Annotated in this window: 20 protein-coding genes; 11 read left to right on the top strand and 9 right to left on the bottom strand. The window is 58.1% G+C overall.

Translation table 11 applies throughout. The features are described 5' to 3' along the window. Nucleotides 1-40: 40 nt before the first annotated feature. The 6 genes from ispF (at nt 41) to rpoS (ending at nt 5114) form a co-directional block, all read left to right on the top strand. Complete coding sequence (gene ispF, locus JQ848_RS17445) at nt 41-514, top strand: 2-C-methyl-D-erythritol 2,4-cyclodiphosphate synthase (RefSeq protein ID WP_010655957.1); 474 nt, start codon at nt 41-43, stop codon at nt 512-514. After that, nucleotides 511-1569, top strand: a complete 1059-nt coding sequence (gene truD / locus JQ848_RS17440; protein WP_010655956.1) for a tRNA pseudouridine(13) synthase TruD — start codon at nt 511-513, stop codon at nt 1567-1569. Before ispF ends, truD begins: the two co-directional genes overlap by 4 nt. Then, complete coding sequence (surE, locus tag JQ848_RS17435; protein ID WP_003440501.1) at nt 1557-2306, top strand: 5'/3'-nucleotidase SurE; 750 nt, start codon at nt 1557-1559, stop codon at nt 2304-2306. Before truD ends, surE begins: the two co-directional genes overlap by 13 nt. A gap of 41 nt (nt 2307-2347) precedes the next feature. Continuing rightward, nucleotides 2348-2983 (top strand): protein-L-isoaspartate(D-aspartate) O-methyltransferase, encoded by a 636-nt coding sequence (locus JQ848_RS17430; RefSeq protein WP_003440502.1) that lies wholly within the window; start codon nt 2348-2350, stop codon nt 2981-2983. Nucleotides 2984-3175: 192 nt separating this feature from the next. Beyond that, on the top strand, nt 3176-4003 hold the full coding sequence (locus JQ848_RS17425) for a peptidoglycan DD-metalloendopeptidase family protein (RefSeq protein ID WP_003440517.1): 828 nt from the start codon (nt 3176-3178) through the stop codon (nt 4001-4003). A 106-nt stretch (nt 4004-4109) separates the two neighbouring features. Next, nucleotides 4110-5114, top strand: coding sequence for an RNA polymerase sigma factor RpoS (gene rpoS / locus JQ848_RS17420; RefSeq protein ID WP_010655953.1), 1005 nt, complete (start codon nt 4110-4112; stop codon nt 5112-5114). Between the two features lie 626 nt (nt 5115-5740). On the opposite strand, the gene JQ848_RS17415 is transcribed toward rpoS, so the two are convergent. Genes JQ848_RS17415 through JQ848_RS17405 form a run of 3 tightly spaced genes read right to left on the bottom strand, consistent with a single transcriptional unit; the run spans nt 5741 to nt 8292 of the window. Beyond that, nucleotides 5741-6790, bottom strand: coding sequence for an alkene reductase (locus JQ848_RS17415; protein ID WP_010655952.1), 1050 nt, complete (start codon nt 6788-6790; stop codon nt 5741-5743). Between the two features lie 20 nt (nt 6791-6810). Beyond that, nucleotides 6811-7977 carry an MFS transporter gene (locus tag JQ848_RS17410; protein ID WP_202210980.1) on the bottom strand — a complete coding sequence of 389 codons (1167 nt, stop codon included), beginning with the start codon at nt 7975-7977 and terminating at the stop codon, nt 6811-6813. A gap of 12 nt (nt 7978-7989) precedes the next feature. After that, nucleotides 7990-8292 (bottom strand): ArsR/SmtB family transcription factor, encoded by a 303-nt coding sequence (locus tag JQ848_RS17405; RefSeq protein ID WP_003440527.1) that lies wholly within the window; start codon nt 8290-8292, stop codon nt 7990-7992. A 156-nt stretch (nt 8293-8448) separates the two neighbouring features. Here JQ848_RS17405 and JQ848_RS17400 point away from each other — a divergent pair, with 156 nt between their 5' ends. Next, nucleotides 8449-9033 carry an acyl carrier protein phosphodiesterase gene (locus JQ848_RS17400; protein ID WP_010655951.1) on the top strand — a complete coding sequence of 195 codons (585 nt, stop codon included), beginning with the start codon at nt 8449-8451 and terminating at the stop codon, nt 9031-9033. 10 nt (nt 9034-9043) lie between these two features. On the opposite strand, the gene JQ848_RS17395 is transcribed toward JQ848_RS17400, so the two are convergent. Then, on the bottom strand, nt 9044-9844 hold the full coding sequence (locus JQ848_RS17395) for a lysophospholipid acyltransferase family protein (protein ID WP_202210979.1): 801 nt from the start codon (nt 9842-9844) through the stop codon (nt 9044-9046). After that, nucleotides 9844-10599: an L-ornithine N(alpha)-acyltransferase gene (olsB, locus tag JQ848_RS17390; protein WP_003440534.1), complete on the bottom strand. Its 756-nt coding sequence runs from the start codon at nt 10597-10599 to the stop codon at nt 9844-9846. The genes JQ848_RS17395 and olsB overlap by 1 nt, the downstream gene beginning before the upstream one ends. Nucleotides 10600-10862: 263 nt before the next feature. Here olsB and JQ848_RS17385 point away from each other — a divergent pair, with 263 nt between their 5' ends. From JQ848_RS17385 to JQ848_RS17375, 3 genes are all read left to right on the top strand, one after another. Beyond that, a complete protein-coding gene (locus JQ848_RS17385) occupies nt 10863-11453 on the top strand; it encodes a YceI family protein (RefSeq protein WP_003440535.1) in 591 nt (196 codons plus the stop codon). A 1-nt stretch (nt 11454) separates the two neighbouring features. Further along, complete coding sequence (locus JQ848_RS17380) at nt 11455-12612, top strand: phospholipase D-like domain-containing protein (protein WP_127196003.1); 1158 nt, start codon at nt 11455-11457, stop codon at nt 12610-12612. Nucleotides 12613-12759: 147 nt separating this feature from the next. Continuing rightward, nucleotides 12760-13395, top strand: a complete 636-nt coding sequence (locus JQ848_RS17375; RefSeq protein ID WP_127196002.1) for a LysE family translocator — start codon at nt 12760-12762, stop codon at nt 13393-13395. A 96-nt stretch (nt 13396-13491) separates the two neighbouring features. On the opposite strand, the gene JQ848_RS17370 is transcribed toward JQ848_RS17375, so the two are convergent. From JQ848_RS17370 to JQ848_RS17355, 4 genes are all read right to left on the bottom strand, one after another. Next, the gene (locus JQ848_RS17370; RefSeq protein ID WP_003440542.1) at nt 13492-14766 is read right to left on the bottom strand and encodes an MFS transporter; all 1275 of its coding nucleotides are present in this window, start codon (nt 14764-14766) and stop codon (nt 13492-13494) included. A gap of 51 nt (nt 14767-14817) precedes the next feature. Beyond that, a complete protein-coding gene (locus JQ848_RS17365) occupies nt 14818-15888 on the bottom strand; it encodes a sugar phosphate isomerase/epimerase family protein (RefSeq protein WP_202210978.1) in 1071 nt (356 codons plus the stop codon). Nucleotides 15889-16022: 134 nt separating this feature from the next. Continuing rightward, nucleotides 16023-17519: a MocR-like pyridoxine biosynthesis transcription factor PdxR gene (gene pdxR, locus JQ848_RS17360; protein WP_202210977.1), complete on the bottom strand. Its 1497-nt coding sequence runs from the start codon at nt 17517-17519 to the stop codon at nt 16023-16025. 123 nt (nt 17520-17642) lie between these two features. After that, entirely contained in the window at nt 17643-18557 is a 915-nt protein-coding gene (locus tag JQ848_RS17355; protein ID WP_003440549.1) for a LysR family transcriptional regulator, read from the bottom strand. Nucleotides 18558-18710: 153 nt separating this feature from the next. On the opposite strand from JQ848_RS17355, the gene speB reads away from it, so the two are divergent. Then, on the top strand, nt 18711-19688 hold the full coding sequence (gene speB / locus JQ848_RS17350; protein WP_003440552.1) for an agmatinase: 978 nt from the start codon (nt 18711-18713) through the stop codon (nt 19686-19688). Nucleotides 19689-19733: the final 45 nt, after the last annotated feature.

The raw sequence follows: 19733 nt of genomic DNA, 5'->3' as shown, positions 1-19733 counted from the left end.
TGGGTAGAATCACGCCCTGACTTAATCGGGGCGTTTTTTTATGCGTATTGGCCACGGCTATGATGTGCACTGTTTTGCTGAAGGCGATTTTATAACCCTGGGCGGCGTGCGGATCTCCCACAAATTCGGGCTGTTGGCCCATTCTGATGGCGACGTGCTGTTGCACGCACTCAGCGATGCTTTGCTGGGCGCTGCGGCGCTGGGCGACATCGGCAAGCACTTTCCTGATACCGACCCGACTTTCAAGGGCGCAGACAGCCGCGTCCTGTTGCGTCATGTCGTCGGGCTGATCCATGCCAAAGGTTGGAAAGTCGGCAATGTCGACAACACCATCATTGCCCAGGCGCCAAAAATGGCGCCGCATATTGAAACGATGCGCGCGCTGATTGCGGCGGATCTAGAGGTTGATTTGGACCAGGTAAACGTAAAAGCCACCACCACCGAAAAGCTCGGCTTTGTCGGTCGTGAAGAAGGCATCGCTGTGCATTGCGTCGCGTTGTTGGTTCGCGGATGAACGAGTTTGATCTGCTGGGGCCGCTGGCTTACGGCGAGCCTTTGGGGACCGCGGTGCTCAAGGCCACGGCTGAAGACTTCCAGGTTGATGAAGTGCTGGATATTCCGTTGTCCGGTGATGGCGAGCATCTGTGGTTGTGGGTCGAGAAGCGGGGGCTGAACACTGAAGAAGCCGCACGGCGGATCGCCAAGGCCGCAGGCGTGCCGCTGCGTACGGTCAGTTACGCAGGCTTGAAAGACCGTCAGGCCCTGACGCGCCAGTGGTTCAGCGTGCAGTTGCCGGGCAAGGCCGATCCTGACATGTCGGGCGCTGAAAACGACACCCTGCGAATTCTCAAAAGCACACGCCACAAACGCAAGTTGCAACGCGGCGCCCATGCTGCCAACGGTTTCACCCTGCGCCTGACGCAACTGGCCGGGGACAAGGAAGCGTTGGCGCAACGTCTTGAACTGATCGCCAAACAGGGCGTACCGAACTATTTCGGCACCCAGCGTTTCGGCTGGCAGGGCGGTAATTTGGGTGAGGCCCGTGACTATGCGGCGCGCAAAGCCTTGCCGGAGCAGCGCAATGTGCGCTCGCGGCTGTTGTCCACCGCTCGCAGTTATCTGTTCAATCAGGTGCTGGCGGCGCGGGTAGCCGATGGTAGCTGGCAACGTGCACAGGTTGGCGATTTACTGGCCTTTACCGACAGTCGCAGTTTCTTTGCGGCGGGTGAGGCTGAATGCAGCGACCCGCGACTGAGCATTCTCGACCTTCATCCCACCGGTCCCTTGTGGGGCGAGGGCGAGTCGCCGACCACCGGTGCAACCCATGAACTGGAACAGTCCATTGCCGGGCGCGAAGCTGATTTGCGTGACTGGCTGGTTCGAGCAGGCATGAGCCATGAACGGCGTATCCTGCGGCTGCCCATTGGCCGGTTGACGTGGCATTATCCGGAGCCTGACATTCTGCAACTGGAATTTGTTCTGCCGGCCGGATGCTTCGCTACTGTCCTGGTGCGAGAACTTGTTGATCTGGTGCCTTTGGGTCAAACGGACAGCCTATGCGTATTCTGATTTCAAACGATGACGGGGTCACTGCCCCGGGTCTGGCCGCGCTTTATGGCGCGCTGGCCGATTATTGCGAGTGCGTGGTGATTGCGCCCGAGCAAGACAAAAGCGGGGCGAGCAGTTCACTGACGCTGGATCGGCCCTTGCATCCGCACACCCTGGCCAATGGCTTTATCAGCATTAATGGCACGCCGACCGATTGCGTTCACCTGGGCCTTAATGGTCTGTTGGAGCAGCAGCCGGACATGGTGGTCTCGGGAATTAACCTGGGTGCCAATCTGGGTGACGATGTGCTGTATTCAGGAACTGTGGCTGCGGCGCTTGAGGGGCGTTTTCTCGATCACCCTTCGTTCGCGTTTTCGTTGGTGTCGCGTCAACTGGACAACTTGCCGACAGCGGCCTATTTCGCCCGCAAGCTGGTTGAAGCGCACGGGGTGCTGGACTTGCCGCCGCGTACGGTCCTGAACGTGAATATTCCCAATCTGCCGCTCGATAAAATTCGCGGTATTCAACTTACGCGTCTGGGGCATCGTGCCCGTGCTGCGGCGCCGGTTCGGGTTGTGGATCCGCGTGGCAAGGCCGGCTACTGGATTGCGGCTGCCGGCGATGCAGAGGATGGCGGCCCGGGAACGGACTTCCATGCCGTGATGCAGGGCTATGTCTCGATCACGCCGCTGCAACTTGACCGCACTTTTGGCGATGGTTTCAAAAGCCTCGGTGTCTGGCTGGAGGGTCTGGGGTGATGGGGCGTGAACAGGATGGCCTGATGCATCGCGGCATTGGCATGACCTCCGAGCGTACCCGGGAGCGGCTGATTCAGCGCCTGCGGGAAGAGGGCATCGTTAACCAGAAAGTGCTTGAGGTTATTCGGCGTACGCCACGGCATCTGTTCGTGGACGAAGCACTGGCGCACCGGGCCTATGAAGACACGGCGCTGCCCATAGGCAACAACCAGACCATCTCCCAGCCTTATATGGTCGCCCGCATGAGCGAGTTGCTGCTTGAGGACGGCCCGCTGGACAAGGTCATGGAGATTGGGACCGGGTCGGGTTATCAGACCGCGGTTCTCTCGCAGCTGGTCGAGCGAATATTTTCCGTAGAACGAATCAAGGTGTTGCAGGATCGGGCCAAGGAGCGACTGCTCGAGCTCAACCTGCGTAACCTGGTGTTCCGATGGGGCGACGGCTGGGAAGGCTGGCCTGCGCTGGCGCCTTATAACGGCATTATCGTGACCGCGGTGGCGACCGATGTACCCCAGGCGCTGCTGGATCAATTGGCCCCCGGCGGGCGCCTGGTGATTCCGGTGGGTGCAGGCGAGGTTCAGCAATTGATGCTGATCGTACGTGAAGAGCACGGTTTTGCCCGGCGGGTGATCGGCAATGTGCGCTTTGTGCCGCTGCTCAACGGGCCCCTGGCCTGAGTCTTTGTTCGGCCCTGCTGAATTATGGGGCCGGGTGCAGGTCATACTGCGCAGCGGTCGGGCTCTGTCGTTGCCTGAATTTTTTATGATTTGGCTTTGCCGTCTGTAAAGCTGTGTTGCCAGTTATACTTGCGCCAAACCATGGCCAATACTGGCGTACTAATATTTAGCCATCTTCAAAGGGAGCGGCGGGTGAGTCTCACAGTCATTGCGCAGCGTATGGGAACCAAAAGCTATCACAGACTGGTAGTCGGTCTATGCCTGAGTGCCGTCCTGGTTTTGTTGGCCGCGTGCTCCAGCACACCCAAGAATGGCGTGCGTGTGGTTGACCGCAACGGGGTCGCTCAGCGTCCGGCGGTAACAACCGGGCAATACGTGGTGCGACGTGGCGACACGTTGTTCTCAATTGCTTTTCGCTACGGCTGGGACTGGAAGGCTCTAGCGGCGAAAAACAATATTGCGGCTCCTTTCACTATTGTCCCAGGTCAAACAATTCGCTTTGACGGACGTGCCGGAACCCTGCCCGCAGGTGGCACCACCACGACTGTCGTCTCGAATTCTGCAGGCAGCAAAACCACGGTAATCAAACGCGCGAGCACCGCAGCAGCTGCGCCAGCGGCCGTTGCGGCACTGCCTGCAGGCCCTGCTCCCAAAGGCTGGGGATGGCCTTCTAATGGCATTTTGATTGGCAAATTTTCTTCAAACGGTAGTTTGAATAAAGGTATTGATATCGCCGGAGATTTGGGGCAGCCTGTTTTGGCTGCGTCTGATGGGTCAGTTGTTTACGCCGGCAGTGGATTGAGGGGCTACGGCGAATTAGTCATCATCAAGCACAGCGATACCTACGTCAGTGCTTACGGCCACAACCGTAGGCTGTTGGTTCGGGAGGGGCAGCAGGTCAAGGTCGGACAGACAATTGCCGAAATGGGGTCAACTGGTACAGACCGGGTGAAACTTCACTTTGAGATTCGCCGTCAGGGTAAACCTGTAGATCCACTGCAATTCCTTCCACGCCGTTGATCGCTTACCAGCCTGTTCCTGATGTAGTTAAGGAACAGGCTCCAGCATTGCCAAGGATATAGGCGAAGCTTGAGCTTGAGGTCGAACTCACCAAAGGACTACAACAATGGCTCTCAGTAAAGAAGCCCCGGGGTTTGACATCGACGATGAGGTGCTCCTTATGGACTCCGGCATCGACAGCGACTTGATGTCAGAAGACGACGAATCAACCCCTACTGCCCGCACCAAGTCCAAAAAAGCGACCGCTACAAAACAGCACAAGTACATTGACTACACCCGGGCGCTCGATGCGACCCAGCTGTATCTCAATGAAATTGGCTTTTCTCCGTTACTCTCCCCAGCAGAAGAAGTTCATTTTGCGCGCTTGTCGCAAAGTGGAGATCCGGCCGGGCGCAAGCGCATGATTGAAAGTAACTTGCGTCTGGTGGTGAAAATCGCCCGTCGCTACGTCAATCGTGGGCTCTCGCTACTGGATCTGATTGAAGAGGGCAACCTGGGACTGATTCGCGCAGTAGAGAAGTTTGACCCCGAGCGCGGTTTCCGTTTCTCGACTTACGCCACCTGGTGGATACGCCAGACGATTGAACGGGCGATCATGAATCAGACCCGCACCATTCGTTTGCCGATTCATGTCGTCAAAGAGCTCAATGTCTATTTGCGGGCTGCACGCGAACTTACGCAAAAGCTCGATCACGAACCTTCCCCTGAAGAAATTGCCAATCTGCTCGAAAAACCCGTCGCAGAGGTCAAGCGCATGCTTGGACTGAATGAGCGGGTGTCCTCGGTGGATGTTTCTTTAGGCCCTGATTCCGATAAAACCCTGCTCGATACCCTGACAGATGATCGACCTACAGATCCTTGCGAGCTGCTTCAGGACGATGACCTGTCGCAAAGTATCGATCAGTGGTTGTCTGAACTTACAGACAAGCAGCGTGAGGTGGTGATTCGCCGTTTCGGGTTGCGTGGTCATGAAAGCAGTACCCTCGAAGATGTTGGTCTGGAGATTGGTCTGACACGCGAACGTGTTCGGCAGATTCAAGTCGAGGGGCTCAAGCGTTTGCGCGAGATCCTTGAGCGCAACGGTTTGTCCAGTGAGTCGCTGTTTCAGTAACAGGCATCCTGCTCGCTAAAAAGCCCCGAAATATTCGGGGCTTTTTTGTGCCCGCAGAATCTGGACCGCTGCTGCCAAGGGGTTTTTTTGAGTGCGTGCGGGTGACCGGTCAGTCTCAAAAGTGCAGTCAGGCAGGGGTTGGAACTTTATCTGTCATGGGCTGTAAGCCTTTGCTTACCTTTCATGTAAGCCAAGGGCGAAAACAGGCTTGCGGATAGTCTGCTTCTGACTTTCATAAGTTGTAACTAATTGAATTTAAACATTTTTATTGTTTTGTTAAGTCTGCTCCGGATTTAAAAACCCTAACTGATGCGCTTGCAGCCATTCTTAAAGTCTTTAGTATCTCAACTGTGCCGACGGATCGACACAGTGCTCAAGGATGAGTGCTCAGGGACAATCGCAGGACGTGATTCATCAGGATGATGAAAGGGACAAAAGGGAATAGGGAAAAAATGTGGGCGGGTCAAACCGCCCCTTTTTTTGCCTTGAAAAAAGTGGCTGCAGCGGCGATTCATCGTTGAGCCTGTTACCCGAATCAAACGCAAAACGCCCAGGGCAATGGCCCTGGGCGTTTTGCGTTACAGACAGAAAACAGGTGCAGTGTGCCCCTGTTCCCGGGTCAGGCGTTACAGCGCTGGATAGTCGATGTACCCGGTAGGGCCTTTAGCATAGAAGGTCTGCGGGTCTGCTTCATTGAGCGGTGCATCGGCCTTCAGGCGTGCTGGCAGGTCCGGGTTGGCAATGAATGGCACACCGAACGCGACAGCATCGGCTTTACCCGCTGCGATCCAGGCATTGGCACTGTCTTTTGTGAAGCTCTCATTGACGATGTACGGGCCGCCAAAGGCTGCTTTGAGCTGTGGGCCGAGGCTGTCTGGCGCTTCATGCTCGCGGGCACAGATATAAGCGATACCGCGCTTGCCGAGTTCACGGGCGACATAGCCAAAGGTTTCAGCCAGATTGTCATCACCCATGTCGTGCAGGTCGGCACGTGGCGACAAGTGCACGCCAACCCGGCCGGCACCCCAGACATCAATGGCGGCATCGGTGACTTCGAGCAGCAGGCGGGCGCGGTTCTCGATCGAGCCGCCGTACTGGTCGGTGCGCTTGTTGGTGCTGCTTTGCAGGAACTGATCGAGCAAGTAACCATTGGCACCATGGATTTCTACGCCGTCAAAGCCTGCGGCCTTGGCGTTCTCGGCGCCGGCACGGTAAGCCTCGACAATGTCTGCAATCTCGGCAGTTTCCAGTGCGCGTGGGGTGGGGAAATCCACCTTTGGACGCACCAGGCTTACATGCCCTTTAGCTGCAATGGCACTTGGTGCAACAGGGGCTTCGCCGTTCAGATACATCCCGTGGGAGATCCGGCCAACGTGCCACAACTGCAGCGCGATACGGCCACCGGCCGCGTGGACCGCCTTGGTGATGTTGCCCCAGCCGCGAACCTGGTCGGCAGACCAGATGCCGGGGGTGTCAGGGTAGCCGACGCCCATTGGCGTTACCGAAGTGGCTTCGCTCAGGATCAGCCCTGCCGACGCGCGCTGAACGTAATACTCAGCCATCAGCGCGTTTGGAACCCGCCCTTCATCGGCGCGGCAGCGGGTGAGGGGGGCCATGATGATGCGGTTAGGCAGTTCAAGGTCGCCCAGCTTGATCGGATCGAAAATCGTGGTCATTTATGCAGCCCTCTCAAGGATCAATGTGTGGCAGTGGCCAGTTCGGGATTGCCGTTCTGGCGAAAAGTAATCAGGGTGACCAGCAATGCCAGAACCGCCAGAACCGCGGCAGCCAGTGGCACGCTGGTGAGGCCGAAGCCGTGGGCAATCACGCTGCCGCCAACCCAGGCGCCCAGCGCGTTGCCGATGTTGAAAGCACCGATGTTCAGGGTGGATACCAGATTGGGGGCGGCCTTGCCGAAGGTCACGACGTTCACTTGTAGTGCGGGCACGGCGGCAAACGAAGCGGTGGCCCAGAGGAACAAAGTGATCTCGGTCGGAATCAGCGCGACACTGGTCCAGCTAAGAACGGTGGAAATAACCGCCATCGAGATGAACACGCCGATCAAGGTCGCGGCCAGACGCTTGTCTGCCAGCTTGCCGCCGATGATATTGCCCACGGTCAGGCCCAGGCCGATCAGCAACAAGGTCCAGGTCACACCGTTGGGCGAGACGCCGGTGACATCGCCCAGCAAGGGCGCGACATAGGTGAACAGAGTGAACATCGATGCGGAAAACAGCGCCGTCATGCTCAGAGAGAGCCAGATGCCAGCGCCCTTGAGTGCGGCCAGTTCGGCACGCATGTCGAGTTTCTCTTCGTCACGCTTGGCAGGCAGGAAGCGGATCAGGCCAACCAACGCCACCACGCCAATCACGGTCACCGCGAAAAACGTCGAACGCCATCCTGCCGCCTGACCGAGTGCGGTACCCAGGGGCACGCCCAGCACATTGGCCAGGGTCAAACCGGTGAACATCAGCGCCACTGCCGAAGCGCGCTTGTTGGCCGGTACCAGGCCTGCAGCCACTACCGAGCCGATACCGAAGAACGCGCCGTGACACAGGGCGGTTACCACACGGGCAAACATCAGCACGTTGTAATCACTGGCCAGTGCGCAGAGCAGGTTGCCGATGATAAATATCACCATCAGCGCCACCAGGGCTGCCTTGCGCGGCAATTTGGCAGTTGCCAGCGCCATGAATGGCGCCCCGATAGCTACACCCAGTGCATAACCGGTGACGAGCCAGCCTGCGCCCGGGATCGACACACCAAGGTCCGCAGCGACATCGGGCAGCAACCCCATGATCACGAACTCGGTGGTCCCGATGGCGAAAGCGCTGAGCGCCAGAATGAGTAGCGAGAGGGGCATTGGAAATCCTTGTTAAAGCTCTTGGTTGATTGCGGCGAGGAAAGCCTTGATGGTTTCCTCATTGCGTTTGAAAAAGTGCCACTGGCCAACCTTCTGGCTGCTGATCAGACCAGCGCGTTGCAAGGTGGCCAGATGGGCGGAGACAGTGGATTGCGACAGGCCGAAACGTTGGTCGAACTGTCCGGCGCAGACGCCGTGTTCAGTGCTGTGATGCTGGTCGGGGAACTCCACTTGCGGGTTTTTAAGCAGGCAAATGATTTCTCGGCGTACTGGGTGTGCCAGCGCTTTTATTATTTCGTCGAGGTCGATCGGCATGGTGGTGGTGCTCATTGAAATGCAGCGTTATATCGCGAAGTTGCGAACTTTAAATCGTTATATCGCGATATACAAATACGATTTGCTTCTTGAATCAGCATAAATCGGTATATCGGGTTATAACGATATTGGTGTGGCAGTGTTAAACTGCCCGGCATGAATTATCTCGCACATCTGCACCTTGGCGGCCAGCGCCCTGACGAATTACTCGGAAGCCTGTATGGCGACTTTGTAAAAGGACGCCTGCAAGGCGAATACAGCCCTCAAATCGAATCTGCGATCCAGCTGCATCGAAGCATTGATGTATTTACCGACGCGCATCCCCTGGTCGATCAATCGCTGTCGCGATTCAGCCAGACCCGCCGGCGCTATGCCGGCATAGTGCTTGACGTTTTTTTCGACCATTGCCTGGCCCGGGACTGGGCGCAGTATGCCGAAGGTCCTCTGGACCGCTTTACCTCAGGTTTCTACCAGGTGCTGGTGACGCAGCCGCAATTGCCCAAACGTCTTGCCGCCATCGCGCCGCACATGGCGGCGGATGACTGGCTTGGCTCCTATCGGGATTTCGCGGTACTGGAACAAGTGTTCCGGGGCATTGCCCGACGTCTTTCGCGGCCAGAGGAACTGGCCGGGGCGATGGCGGATCTGCACGCGCTGTATGAGCCCCTCAGTGAGGATTTCCGGGCGTTTTATCCGCAGTTACAGACGTACGCCAGACAACAGCGCTCGCTGTTGCCCTAGTCGCCCGGGTTCAAGTGTCCTGCACGCAGATGCCAGCGCCGGCAGGCTCGCTCCTGCAGTTACGCGGCGCACCACTGAGCACTCGGCTTATCGCCTCCTGGGCTCTATAGGCCAGCACGGCACGTTCCTGCCGGTCACAGGCAATTGGCTCAAGCAGATGAATCTCGACGTCCGCCTGTTCATGGCTGAACAGACGCAATAAATGGGACAGCAAATCATCGTTGCCAATGAAGGGTGCTATCCGGTCGACCTCGCCATTGCGCAAGTAACGAATCGCAACCGGTTGCAGCGCCACCCGACTTTCAATGGCCGCCGACAGCAAACGCCCATGAAACGTGCGTACGGAGCGTCCATCGGTAGTGGTGCCTTCGGGAAACATCAGCAGCGGCAGTTGTTGTTGCAGATGCCGGCTCATTTGCTGGCGAACCAGCTGGCTGTCGCCCGCGCCCCGGCGAATGAACAGGCTGCCTGCCTTGGCGGCCAGCCAGCCAGCCACTGGCCAGCCGCGAACCTCGGCCTTGGACAGGAAAGACAGTGGCGTCAGTTTTCCGAGCAGGGCAATGTCGGTCCATGACACATGGTTACTGACCCACAGCATTGGCGTTGCAGGCACCTCGCCCACCAGGGTGACGCGAAAGGGCAGGGCAGCACACAGGCGGGTCATGAAAAATTGCGACCAGTGCTGTCGACGGGCCATCGTACTGTCCAGGTGCAAGCGCTCCATCAGCCCGAACAGACTCGCCATGCCCAGGCCCAGACTGACCACGGCGAGAACCCGCACTACCCGGCCATACTGGCGCAGGCGCTGCATTACACGGCCGCCTTGAAATGGCGGGCATATCGCGGGCACAACTCGTCACGCTTGAGCAGGATGAAGACGTCGGCGACCTGAAAATCTTCATCCCAGCACGGCTCGCCACAGATCTTTGCACCCAGGCGCATGTAGGCCTTGAGCAGTGGCGGCATTTCGGTGATGACGTTGGCTGGAATATCCAGGGCCGGCAGCGGTTTTTTAGGCACTGCACGCAAGTGCACGGTGCTCAGGTAGCGTTCACGCAGACGCTGCATGATCGCCTGGGCCTGGACGCCGCCGTCTTGCATCGGAATGCTCGCGCACCCCATCAGGTAGTGGTAATCGCCCTGATTGAGGACCTCGGCCAATTCACCCCAGAGCACAGCGATGGTGCCGCCATTGCGGTAGGCCGGGTCGACACAGGTTCTGCCGATCTCCAGCACTGAGCCCTGCAGGTGCGCCAGCCCGTGAAGGCTGAATTCTTCTTCGCTGTAAAAATGGCCGATGTTCAGCGCCGCACAATGATCGAGCAGGCGGGTGGTGGCTACCAGTTGGCCGCTATTGAGGTCACGAACGCCGATATGCTCGCAATGGGCGTCGTAATCATCCTCATCCAGTTCGTGTTCGGCACTCTTGAGTTTTGCCTTCAGCTCGCCGCCAAATACGCGAAAGCGCAGGGCTTGAGCTTCACGCAAGGCGCCGGGGCCGATCAGACGTTCTGCCTTCAGGCGTCGTTCTTGAACCGTGTCGCGGATACGGACGAGCTGGGACATTGCGAATCTCCGTGCAGGCATGGTGCCTGCCTTGGTTTTCTGCCAATCGACTGAGGAGTGCAACTTCAGGCTAGGCAGGTGCAATGTCATCACCGTGACGTTTGGGTGATGCTTGTATGACAGGCTCTATGGGAGTGCTTTACTGGAGGAACTGTAGGATCGGATAAGCGTCCTAAGGCTGTATGAAAATTTTCCGCCACAGCACTTGCAAGTACCCGGACTCGGGGTAATGTTCGCCCACGTTTATCTGCCTATGAGTTTTTATGTTCAAAGCGTTTTTATCTTCTGCCTGCGCCCTGTGCCTGACCCTCGGCGTGAGCCTGTCTGCCCAGGCCAACTGGTACCTGGACGGTGAGTCCTCAAGGCTGTCATTTATCACCACGCAAAATGCCAATGTCGCCGACCTGCATCGTTTTTTAGTGCTGCACGGCAAGGTCGATCCTAAAGGCCGCGCGCAATTGCGGATCGAAATGGACTCGGTCAACAGTGCGGTGCCGTTGCGCGATGAGCGCATGCGCGACCTGTTGTTCGATTTCAAAAACTTCCCGGAAGCGCAAATCACCGCGCAGATCGATCTGCAGCCCATCAATGACCTGGCCAATGGTGCGCAACTGGAGCTGCACTTGCCGGTCACGGTAAGCCTGCGTGGCAAGCAGCACACCTACGAAGCCGAACTCTTGGCCACCCGTCTTGATGAGCGGCGTTTTCAAGTGGTGACACTTGAACCGCTGATGCTGCAGGCCGAAGACTTTGGCTTGCAACCCCAGCTCGAAACCCTGCGGAAAATGGCCGGCTTGTCGGCCATCAGTTTTTCAGTACCGGTGGGTGCGGTGCTGATTTTCACGGCCCGCTGATATGGCTGGCGCAGTGTTTCCATGGCGCAGCGCCAATCAATTCGAGTTGCTGATCGACGGCCCGCAATTTTTCCCTCGCATGCTGGCGGCTATCGACCAGGCGCAGGTACATGTCGATCTGGAACTGTATCTGGTGGAGGCCGGCGACTGTGCCGAAGCCATAGTCCAGGCCCTGGAACAGGCGGCCCGGCGCGAAGTGCGGGTACGTTGTCTGTTTGACGGATACGGCAGTCTGGCGTTTACCCCGGGCTTGCGGCGCAGACTGACCGATGCGGGGGTCGAGCTCAGGTTTTACAACCGGTTGAGCTGGCGCCGGGGCCTGAACAACCTGTATCGCGATCATCGCAAGCTATTGCTGGTGGATCATCAATTGGCCGTGGTCGGTGGCACCGGGGTGACCGATGAGTTTTGGCAGCCCGGCCAAAACACCTGCGACTGGCATGAAGTCATGGTCGCCATCCAGGGGCCGTTGGTGCAGGACTGGCAGATGCTGTTTGATCGCCAGTGGCGCGCCAATATCAGCCGTAAGGCCTGGAAACCTGCAACGCACTTCGGTTTGCCGCGTTTGCCGCGGGTCCCCGATGAAGGTGAAGGTATGGGGCGCGTGGCTTATGCCGATGCCCACCAGCATCGCGATATTCTGCAATCGCTGGTGCGTGGGATTAACAGTGCGCAACATCGCATCTGGCTCGCCACCCCCTATTTTTTGCCCACCTGGAGCGTTCGTCGCTCGCTGCGTCGTGCGGCGAACAGGGGCGTCGATGTGCGCTTGTTGCTGACCGGGCCGCGTACCGATCATCCGTCAGTACGCTATGCCGGGCATCGTTACTACCCGCGGCTACTCAAATCCGGGGTGCAGATATTTGAATACCAGCCGTGCTTTTTACATCTAAAAATGGTCCTGATCGACGATTGGGTGAGTATTGGCTCGTGCAACTTCGACCACTGGAATTTGCGCTTTAACCTTGAGGCCAATCTGGAGGCGCTGGACCCGGTGCTGACTCAGGCAGTGGCCGCCAGTTTTGTCACCGACTTCGCCCAGAGCATGCCCATCAGCCTGCAAGCCTGGCAGTCACGTCCTCTATGGCGACGGGTCAAACAGCGAATCTGGGGCTGGGTTGACCGTCTGGTGGTCAACGTTCTGGGGCGCCGCCACTAGCCGGCAAAACCCGCGTTGAGGGTTTTGTTGAGCCCTATGCAAATTTTTCCCGGGCATTCGGTTACAGAGCGCTGCCGAACGTGCAGAATCTTGCCACCTCGCGGGCCAATGGACAGCCTGAGGCACGATTTTTCTGGAGCGTTTTGCATGACACTTTCGTTGTTACTGGCGGTACTGGCTTCTGGCTTTATCTATGGCATCACCCCGGGACCCGGGGTGCTGGCGGTTTTCGGGATTGGCGCTGCCCGCGGTCGACGTGCCGGGGCCGGATTTCTATGCGGGCATTTGCTGGGTGACGTGATCTGGTGCAGCACTGCCTTGATTGCCATTGTCGGGGCGCGGGAGTTCGGTAGTACCGCATTCAACATTCTGGGCTTGCTCAGCGGTCTTTATCTGTTCTGGCTGGGGCTGCGTGCAGTGCGCGCCCAGCCTGGCAACGAGGCCCGGCAAGGCCCTGCGCGCCAGCCTTTTGCCCACGGCATTCTGTTTGGCCTGACCAACCCCAAGGCCTACCCCGTTGCGGTGGCCACCTTCACTGCGCTGCTGTCCAGTCGTGCCGAACTGCTGACCTGGTCAATGCTGCCGTGGCTGATTGTGTTGAGCTTTTTGGGGGGCGCCGCAGCTTATGTAATTCTGATTGGCATTGTTGGCGCCGGGCACGTGCGGGCGCTGTATCAACGCCATGAACGACTGATTACCCGGCTGTGTGGCGTGATGTTCATCGGTTTTGCCATCAGCGCCCTGATGCATGCCTTGCCAGGGTTGCTGGCAAGTATCCGCTGAGGGGGCAGCTGGCAAGGCCGCCGCTATTGATAGCACCGCAGTGGTCGACAACCGCAGGCGAAGGCAAGTGACTCACCCTTCGCCCTGGTTGAATACTCAGGCCCGGACCAGATCGCTGTCAGGGGTGCCGGCTGTTTCCTTGCGCACTACACGGTACAAGAGGCTGCAAACCATGAAGCCAATGACGGCAAACAGGCTCATCAGGCTGAACACATAGTTGTAGCCTTGCTGGCCCGGGAAGTGGTCCAGGATCGAACCGTAAATCACGTAGGCAAACATGCCGGGCGCATAGCCGATCAGGCAGGCAATTCCGAAGGCCGAGCCGGTGATGCGCTGAGGAATCCCCACCTCGCTCATGGGAGCCCAGAACACGCCGCGCATGGTGAAAACAATCAGCGCGAACGAGAGGGTGGCGGCCATGCCGATATAAATGAAGTGTTCGCCTTTGGGCACCAGCAACACCGCGGCCATGGCGGGAATCAGGGCCAGGAACGCCCATTTCAGATAGCGCGACGGGCTCTTGAAATACTTGTCTGCCATGAAGCCGCCCGCCGGCCCGCCCAGAATCTTGAGGAAGTATTGGTTGATGATGCCGTAGGCACCGACCAGTGCCACGGGCAGTTCGTAGATATCCTTTAAGTAGGGAATGAAATAGGTCAGGCCGCAGTAGACGATATAGACCATGAACACGTTGAAGCTGACCAGCCAGATCCCCGGAATCCGAATGGCTTCAAGCAATCCGGACATACCCGACAGGCTGTCCTCTTTCTTGGGTGCGGGGGCTGTCTTGCTGTCTCGCAGCAGGAACCAGGTGATGATCCCGGCAAAGATATCGACCAGTGAATAGAAGACGATGGCCGATTTCAGGCCTGCTTCGCCCGAGCCCATGGCAACGAACACCCCCAGGGCTGAAAACGCCACGAGTGTATCGACGATGCCCCTACCACCCTCCAGAAAACCGAACATGCGGCCTTGTTCGCCTTCCTCGCCAAGATTGCGCACAGCCTTGAGCAGGGCAGGCCAATAGATACAGTCAGCGCAGACTGCCAGCAGGCAGAACACGATCAGCATCTTGTCGAAGCCGGGAAAGGTGGCCAGGTAAAGTCCCAGACTGCCTGTCCCGATCAACCCCAGGGGAATCAGTTTTCGTGTGGCAAAGCGGTCCGCCAGATAACCGCCGACCACGAATAACGCTGTGGCGATGATAGCGTTGGCACTCAGTAACGTGCCCAGTTGGGTATGGCTCAGCCCCATGTATTGCTGGATGGGAACGTAAAAGGCATCTTTCAGGCTGGCGAGTTTATAGATGGTTCCGCCGCCAAGAATGAGGACGAGGAAACGCAGCCATTTGGCTTTTGTCTGTGCGGTCATTTTTGTTTTCCACAGAAAGTAACGTGACGTTTTGGCGAGTGTGGTGCGGGGTCAGGCACAGACCGGCGTATCCGCCAGTGTCAGTTGTGCCAGAACCTTCAGCTCACCGAGCAGGCCGCGCACATAGCGAATCTGGTTGTTCGCCCACTGGTGCTCTGCAGCCATCATGCGTTCGGCGCAAAACCCCGGCGGCAGTGCCGTTTCACTCATTTGCCGGTACTCGATGAAAGGGTCTTGTGTCTCATCCGACTGGCGGAAGGCGGGGGCGGCGTAGTGATTTTCCTGCTCAAGAATAAAGGCGATAACCTGCGGCTCATGCTCGCCGAGCATCAGCAGCTCGAACATCATGCGCGCACTTGGCAGGTGATCTTCGGCCCCCCCTTGCAGCACCCCGTAATGGCCGAAACCATTTTTCTCGGGCACCACGCGTACCCCTTTCATGTGCACCTGGCGGATGTGCGCAGACAACTGCTTCAGGGCCGTCAAGGGTTGCTCGCAGGCATTGATCATATTGCCGAAGTCGAACAACGCATGCAGGCGGGGGTGATCCAGGCGGCTGAGCAACTGGGCGATTTCATGGCTTTTCAACTCTTCATGCTGCTCAAAGTCGAAGAACAGATCGTGCAGGTCTGCCTGTTGCGCCAGATAGCGCAGATCCTCCTCGATCAGTGCCATTACCCGTGACAGATGACCTTCATAACGCGCATAGACCCGGATGTTGCGAGTGCCGATAGCCTTGGCGATGGCGATAACCTGATCCACGTCTTCTTTGCGGGTGCTGCTGATCTCCAGATGTATGTCCAGGCCCAGCGTTGCTGCCTTATGGGAAAACTCCTGGAGCTGTTGCAGGTTCATGTTACTCAGGCTGTTGGCCTCGCCATCCAGCAGATGCAGGCTCAGGCCTTGCAACTCATGGCGCCAGGCGAAGTCCAGCAGTTCAGCGGGCTTGACCCGACCGTGGGTCAGGTTGGTCAGCAAGGGATAGGCATGGGCGAACAGACGCATGCGCTCCAGGCGATCGATAAGCTTGCTGGCCAGTTGCGCAGTCAACAGTGGAGGCGGGCAGTCGCTGCGGCTGTTGTGGCTTAGCAGGGAGTTGAAGCGTGCTTGAATACAGTTCATTAGAATTATTCCTGGTACAGGCACCGAATCGGTCGGTAAGGCCTTTATCGCACCAGAGTGGTTCTACCAATAGAGCCATTATTTTTTAATTCTTATGACCACTTTCAGCCTCTGTTTCACCGGGGCCTGCCTGCTCACAGAGCATGGCCCATCTTCAGCAGCGCCTGAGCCAGCGCCTCGACTTTTTCCGTGGCCTGTTCGACCGGGGTTCCGGCAAAGCCGATAAGCAGTCCGGGCGGCAAGTAACGTTTCACGCAGTAGTCGCTCAAGGCATAGGTATGGATCTGGTGTCGGGCCAGCTCCTTGGCGATGACCGCGTCATTCAGTCCGGGGTCAAGCCAGGCAATGACATGCATGCCGACATTGACCGGCTTCACGTCCATGAAATTGCCCAGCCGCTGTTTCAGTGCCTGTATCAGGCAGTCCTGGCGCGACTGGTAAAGAGCGCGCATACGCCGGATATGGCCAAGGAAATGACCTTCGCGGATGAAGTCGGCCGTGACCGCTTGCAGCTGGGTCGACGGGCTGCGGTCCATGACTGCGCGCATGGCACAGAAGGGCTCCACCAGTGCCTGGGGCAGTATCACGTAGCCCAGGCGCAAGGAAGGGTAGAGCACCTTGCTGAAGGTGCCGACGTAGATGACACGGGACCACTGGTCCATGGCGTAAAGAGCGGGCAGTGGCTTTGCGCAATAGGTGAATTCGCTGTCGCAGTCGTCCTCGATGATCCAGCGATGGCCACGATTTGCCCACTCGATCAATTCCTGGCGCCGGCCGTAGCTCATGGTAATGCCCAGCGGGTGCTGGCGTGACGGCGTGGTGAACGCAAGACGAGCCTCAGGGCATTCTTGAAGGCCTTGTTGCAGATCGATTCCCTGGTCGTCGATACGCAATGGCACCACCCGGCAACCCTGGGCCTGCAGGGCAATGCGCGCCGAGATATGACCGGGGTCTTCCATCCAGATACTGTCCTGCGGATCGAGCAGCAACATGCCCAGCAGGTTGAACGCCTGCTGGGCACCCGAGACGATCACCACCTGGCCGGCTTCGCACTCGATACCGCGAGCGTCATAGACATACTCGGCAATCGCTTCGCGCAGTTGCAGCAAACCCTTTACTTCGCCGTAACCCAATATGGCTTTGGTCGGCTGGCACAGGTGCCGGTTCATCAGGCGTTTCCAGACGTGCAGCGGAAAGGCATCGAACGCGACCTGACTGGGCAGGAAAGATGTCGGGCAGTCCGGCTCCCAGGCCTGGTAGGAGACGCCGTTGAAATGGTCGCTGCGCATGGACAGCACAGATTGGCTCAAGTGTGACAGGCGCGGCGGTCTGGGCGGCTCGTCAGGGGCGGCTTCACGGTTCTCCCATTCCGCGCAGACATAGGTACCGGCACCGGGGCGTGAGACCAGAAAACTTTCAGCGATCAGCAGGTCGAAGGCATTGAGGATGGTAATCCGTGACAGCCCCTGTTCTTTGCACAGGGTCCGGGTGGAGGGCAGGCGGGTGCCTCCTTGCAGCCGGCCGGCGAGGATTTGCTGGCGAATCTGCAAGTACAGCTGACGGTACAGGGGAGTTGAGCTGGTGCGGTCCAGCGTGAGGCCGGTCAGGAGCCGACCGCCGGGGGATTTCATGGTCTGTTTGCCTCTATTGTTCTTATTGCACCCTCAGGCACTGAGGGGCGCCATTATGTTGCACGGACAGGCGCAGCAAAACCCGTCTGCACAAGAGTGTGCGAGGTGTAGGCGACACTGTGTTCAAGGCTGGACCTCTTGCCGTGCGGTGGCCGCCAGGTCCTCAAGGAATACCCGCAAAATCGGTGACGGGGCAACGCCGCGTCGGGTGATGACATCGAACGGCGACTTCAAGTGCAGGCTCATCGGGGCCAATTGTTGCATCTCACCGGTATTGACCCACTGAGCGGCAAAGTGGATGGGCAGAAACCCCAGATAAGCACCGGAGATGATCAGGATCGCCAGCGCCTCGATGTTGTCTACGGTGGCGGCGGCCTTGCTCACACCCAGTCGGTCCAGGTCGTGCTGCTGCATGAAGCCCCGGGCTACGATTCGACTCTCGCTGATCTCTTCAAGCAGTTCGGCATTCTCTGCGGTACTGCCGTGCAAGGGATGGCGCCGCCCGCAATACAGTCCGAGGGCCTCCTGGTACAGGGGTAAATAGTCCAGCCCCGAGACGTGATTCGGGAAGTGCCCGATGGCCAGATGCAGGCGGTTGTCCAGCACCCGTTCTTCGAGTTCGGCAGGGGTCCCGACATACACATTGAGGTGAACATCGTGGCCTCTGGAAACGAAGCGCTGGGTGGTTTTCGGCAGGGGAGAATCGGGGTCGGTAATGGTTGAGTCAATGATGCCCAGGTTCAGCTTGCCGGTGATCTTCTGCTTGAGCACATCGGCATCCAGGCAGAAGTCATCTACGGCGGCCAGCAGCCGCCGGGTAGATTCGAAAATCGCCACGCCCTGTTCTGTAAGGCGAAAGCCGCTGCGCCCGCGCTGACAGAGCTTGACCCCAAGACGGGTTTCCAGATGGGTCATCTGTTCGCTGATGGTCGACTGGCCGATATTCAGCGCTGCTTGAGCCGCAGAGAAGCCGCCGCATTTGACGATCTCGGCGAATACTCTGAGCAGCTTCAGGTCCACGGTATGTAGCTGATTCAACCGGTCCTCTCCCTATCGATGCATCGGATCTGCCGATATATGTATCGGATGATTAGCATTTTTTCTATGAAAAGCTGCGCTCATAGTCACTCCAGCGCCAGGCACTTACCAGTGCGCCCCCATGGCAATAACAAGAATTGGAGATAGATCGATATGTCTAGCAATGGATATGAGTCCGGCCGTTTGAACCTTCCGTTTGTAGGGCATTGCACGTTCGGTAAATCCCCGGTCTGTACTGATTGGGAAACCCTGGATGCCGATGTCGCCATCCTCGGCGCACCCAATGACATGGGTACACAGTGGCGTTCGGGCGCCCGTTTTGGGCCGCGCGGGATTCGCGAGGCATCGACCCTGTTTTCTTTCGGTCATGCCGGTGCCTACGATCACGAAGATGACGTGATGTACCTTACCTCCCAGGACGTGCGCATGGTCGATGTGGGGGATGCGGATATCGTCCACACCGATATGAAAGCGAGTAATGACAATATCGAGTTTGCGGTCCGCAAGATTCTCGAGTCAGGCGCTATGCCTGTGGTCCTGGGCGGCGACCACTCGGTTCACGCCCCGGTCATCAAGGCCTTCGAAGGCAAAGGGCCTATTCATATCGTGCACTTTGATGCGCATCTGGACTTTGTTGATGAGCGTCATGGGGTTCGCTATGGCCACGGCAACCCGCTGCGCCGCGCTTCAGAAATGAACCATATCGTCGGCATGACCCAGATGGGCATCCGCAACGTTTCGTCCTCCAACCGCGATGACTATGAAGCGGCCCACGCTGCCGGCTCAAAAATCCTCTCGGTGCGCGATGTCCGTCGCCTGGGTACCGAGGGCGTTCTGGAGCTGATCCCTCAGGGGGTCAAGTACTACATCACCATCGACATTGACGGTTTCGACCCTTCGATCGCCCCGGGCACAGGCACGCCGAGCCATGGCGGCTTTCTGTACTACGAGGTGCTGGAGATTATTCAGGCGCTGGCCAAGCGCAGCAAAGGCAACATCATCGGCATGGACCTGGTGGAGGTCGCTCCGGTGTATGACCCGGCGGGCGTGACGTCGATTCTTGCCGCGCAACTGCTGCTCAACAGCATCGGTTTTATCTACCACGAACGGGCCAAGGCCCGCGCACTCTGAAACACCAGTGCCGGGGGCTTGCGTGCAGCCCCGGATTGAGTCTTG

The organism is Pseudomonas paraversuta, from assembly GCF_904067025.1.
In the GTDB taxonomy this organism is placed as follows: domain Bacteria; phylum Pseudomonadota; class Gammaproteobacteria; order Pseudomonadales; family Pseudomonadaceae; genus Aquipseudomonas; species Aquipseudomonas paraversuta.
The sequence above is the reverse complement of the archived record's forward strand: the minus strand, read 5'-3'. Positions and strand labels throughout refer to the sequence as shown.

Excerpts from the sequence above, each read along its gene's own strand:
- ispF (WP_010655957.1), top strand. The coding sequence starts at position 41 with ATGCGTATTGGCCACGGCTATGATGTGCACTGTTTTGCTGAAGGCGAT.
- truD (WP_010655956.1), top strand. The coding sequence starts at position 511 with ATGAACGAGTTTGATCTGCTGGGGCCGCTGGCTTACGGCGAGCCTTTG.
- surE (WP_003440501.1), top strand. The coding sequence starts at position 1,557 with ATGCGTATTCTGATTTCAAACGATGACGGGGTCACTGCCCCGGGTCTG.
- JQ848_RS17430 (WP_003440502.1), top strand. The coding sequence starts at position 2,348 with ATGACCTCCGAGCGTACCCGGGAGCGGCTGATTCAGCGCCTGCGGGAA.
- rpoS (WP_010655953.1), top strand. The coding sequence starts at position 4,110 with ATGGCTCTCAGTAAAGAAGCCCCGGGGTTTGACATCGACGATGAGGTG.
- JQ848_RS17415 (WP_010655952.1), bottom strand. The coding sequence starts at position 6,790 with ATGACCACGATTTTCGATCCGATCAAGCTGGGCGACCTTGAACTGCCT.
- JQ848_RS17410 (WP_202210980.1), bottom strand. The coding sequence starts at position 7,977 with ATGCCCCTCTCGCTACTCATTCTGGCGCTCAGCGCTTTCGCCATCGGG.
- JQ848_RS17405 (WP_003440527.1), bottom strand. The coding sequence starts at position 8,292 with ATGCCGATCGACCTCGACGAAATAATAAAAGCGCTGGCACACCCAGTA.
- JQ848_RS17400 (WP_010655951.1), top strand. The coding sequence starts at position 8,449 with ATGAATTATCTCGCACATCTGCACCTTGGCGGCCAGCGCCCTGACGAA.
- JQ848_RS17395 (WP_202210979.1), bottom strand. The coding sequence starts at position 9,844 with ATGCAGCGCCTGCGCCAGTATGGCCGGGTAGTGCGGGTTCTCGCCGTG.
- olsB (WP_003440534.1), bottom strand. The coding sequence starts at position 10,599 with ATGTCCCAGCTCGTCCGTATCCGCGACACGGTTCAAGAACGACGCCTG.
- JQ848_RS17385 (WP_003440535.1), top strand. The coding sequence starts at position 10,863 with ATGTTCAAAGCGTTTTTATCTTCTGCCTGCGCCCTGTGCCTGACCCTC.
- JQ848_RS17380 (WP_127196003.1), top strand. The coding sequence starts at position 11,455 with ATGGCTGGCGCAGTGTTTCCATGGCGCAGCGCCAATCAATTCGAGTTG.
- JQ848_RS17375 (WP_127196002.1), top strand. The coding sequence starts at position 12,760 with ATGACACTTTCGTTGTTACTGGCGGTACTGGCTTCTGGCTTTATCTAT.
- JQ848_RS17370 (WP_003440542.1), bottom strand. The coding sequence starts at position 14,766 with ATGACCGCACAGACAAAAGCCAAATGGCTGCGTTTCCTCGTCCTCATT.
- JQ848_RS17365 (WP_202210978.1), bottom strand. The coding sequence starts at position 15,888 with ATGAACTGTATTCAAGCACGCTTCAACTCCCTGCTAAGCCACAACAGC.
- pdxR (WP_202210977.1), bottom strand. The coding sequence starts at position 17,519 with ATGAAATCCCCCGGCGGTCGGCTCCTGACCGGCCTCACGCTGGACCGC.
- speB (WP_003440552.1), top strand. The coding sequence starts at position 18,711 with ATGTCTAGCAATGGATATGAGTCCGGCCGTTTGAACCTTCCGTTTGTA.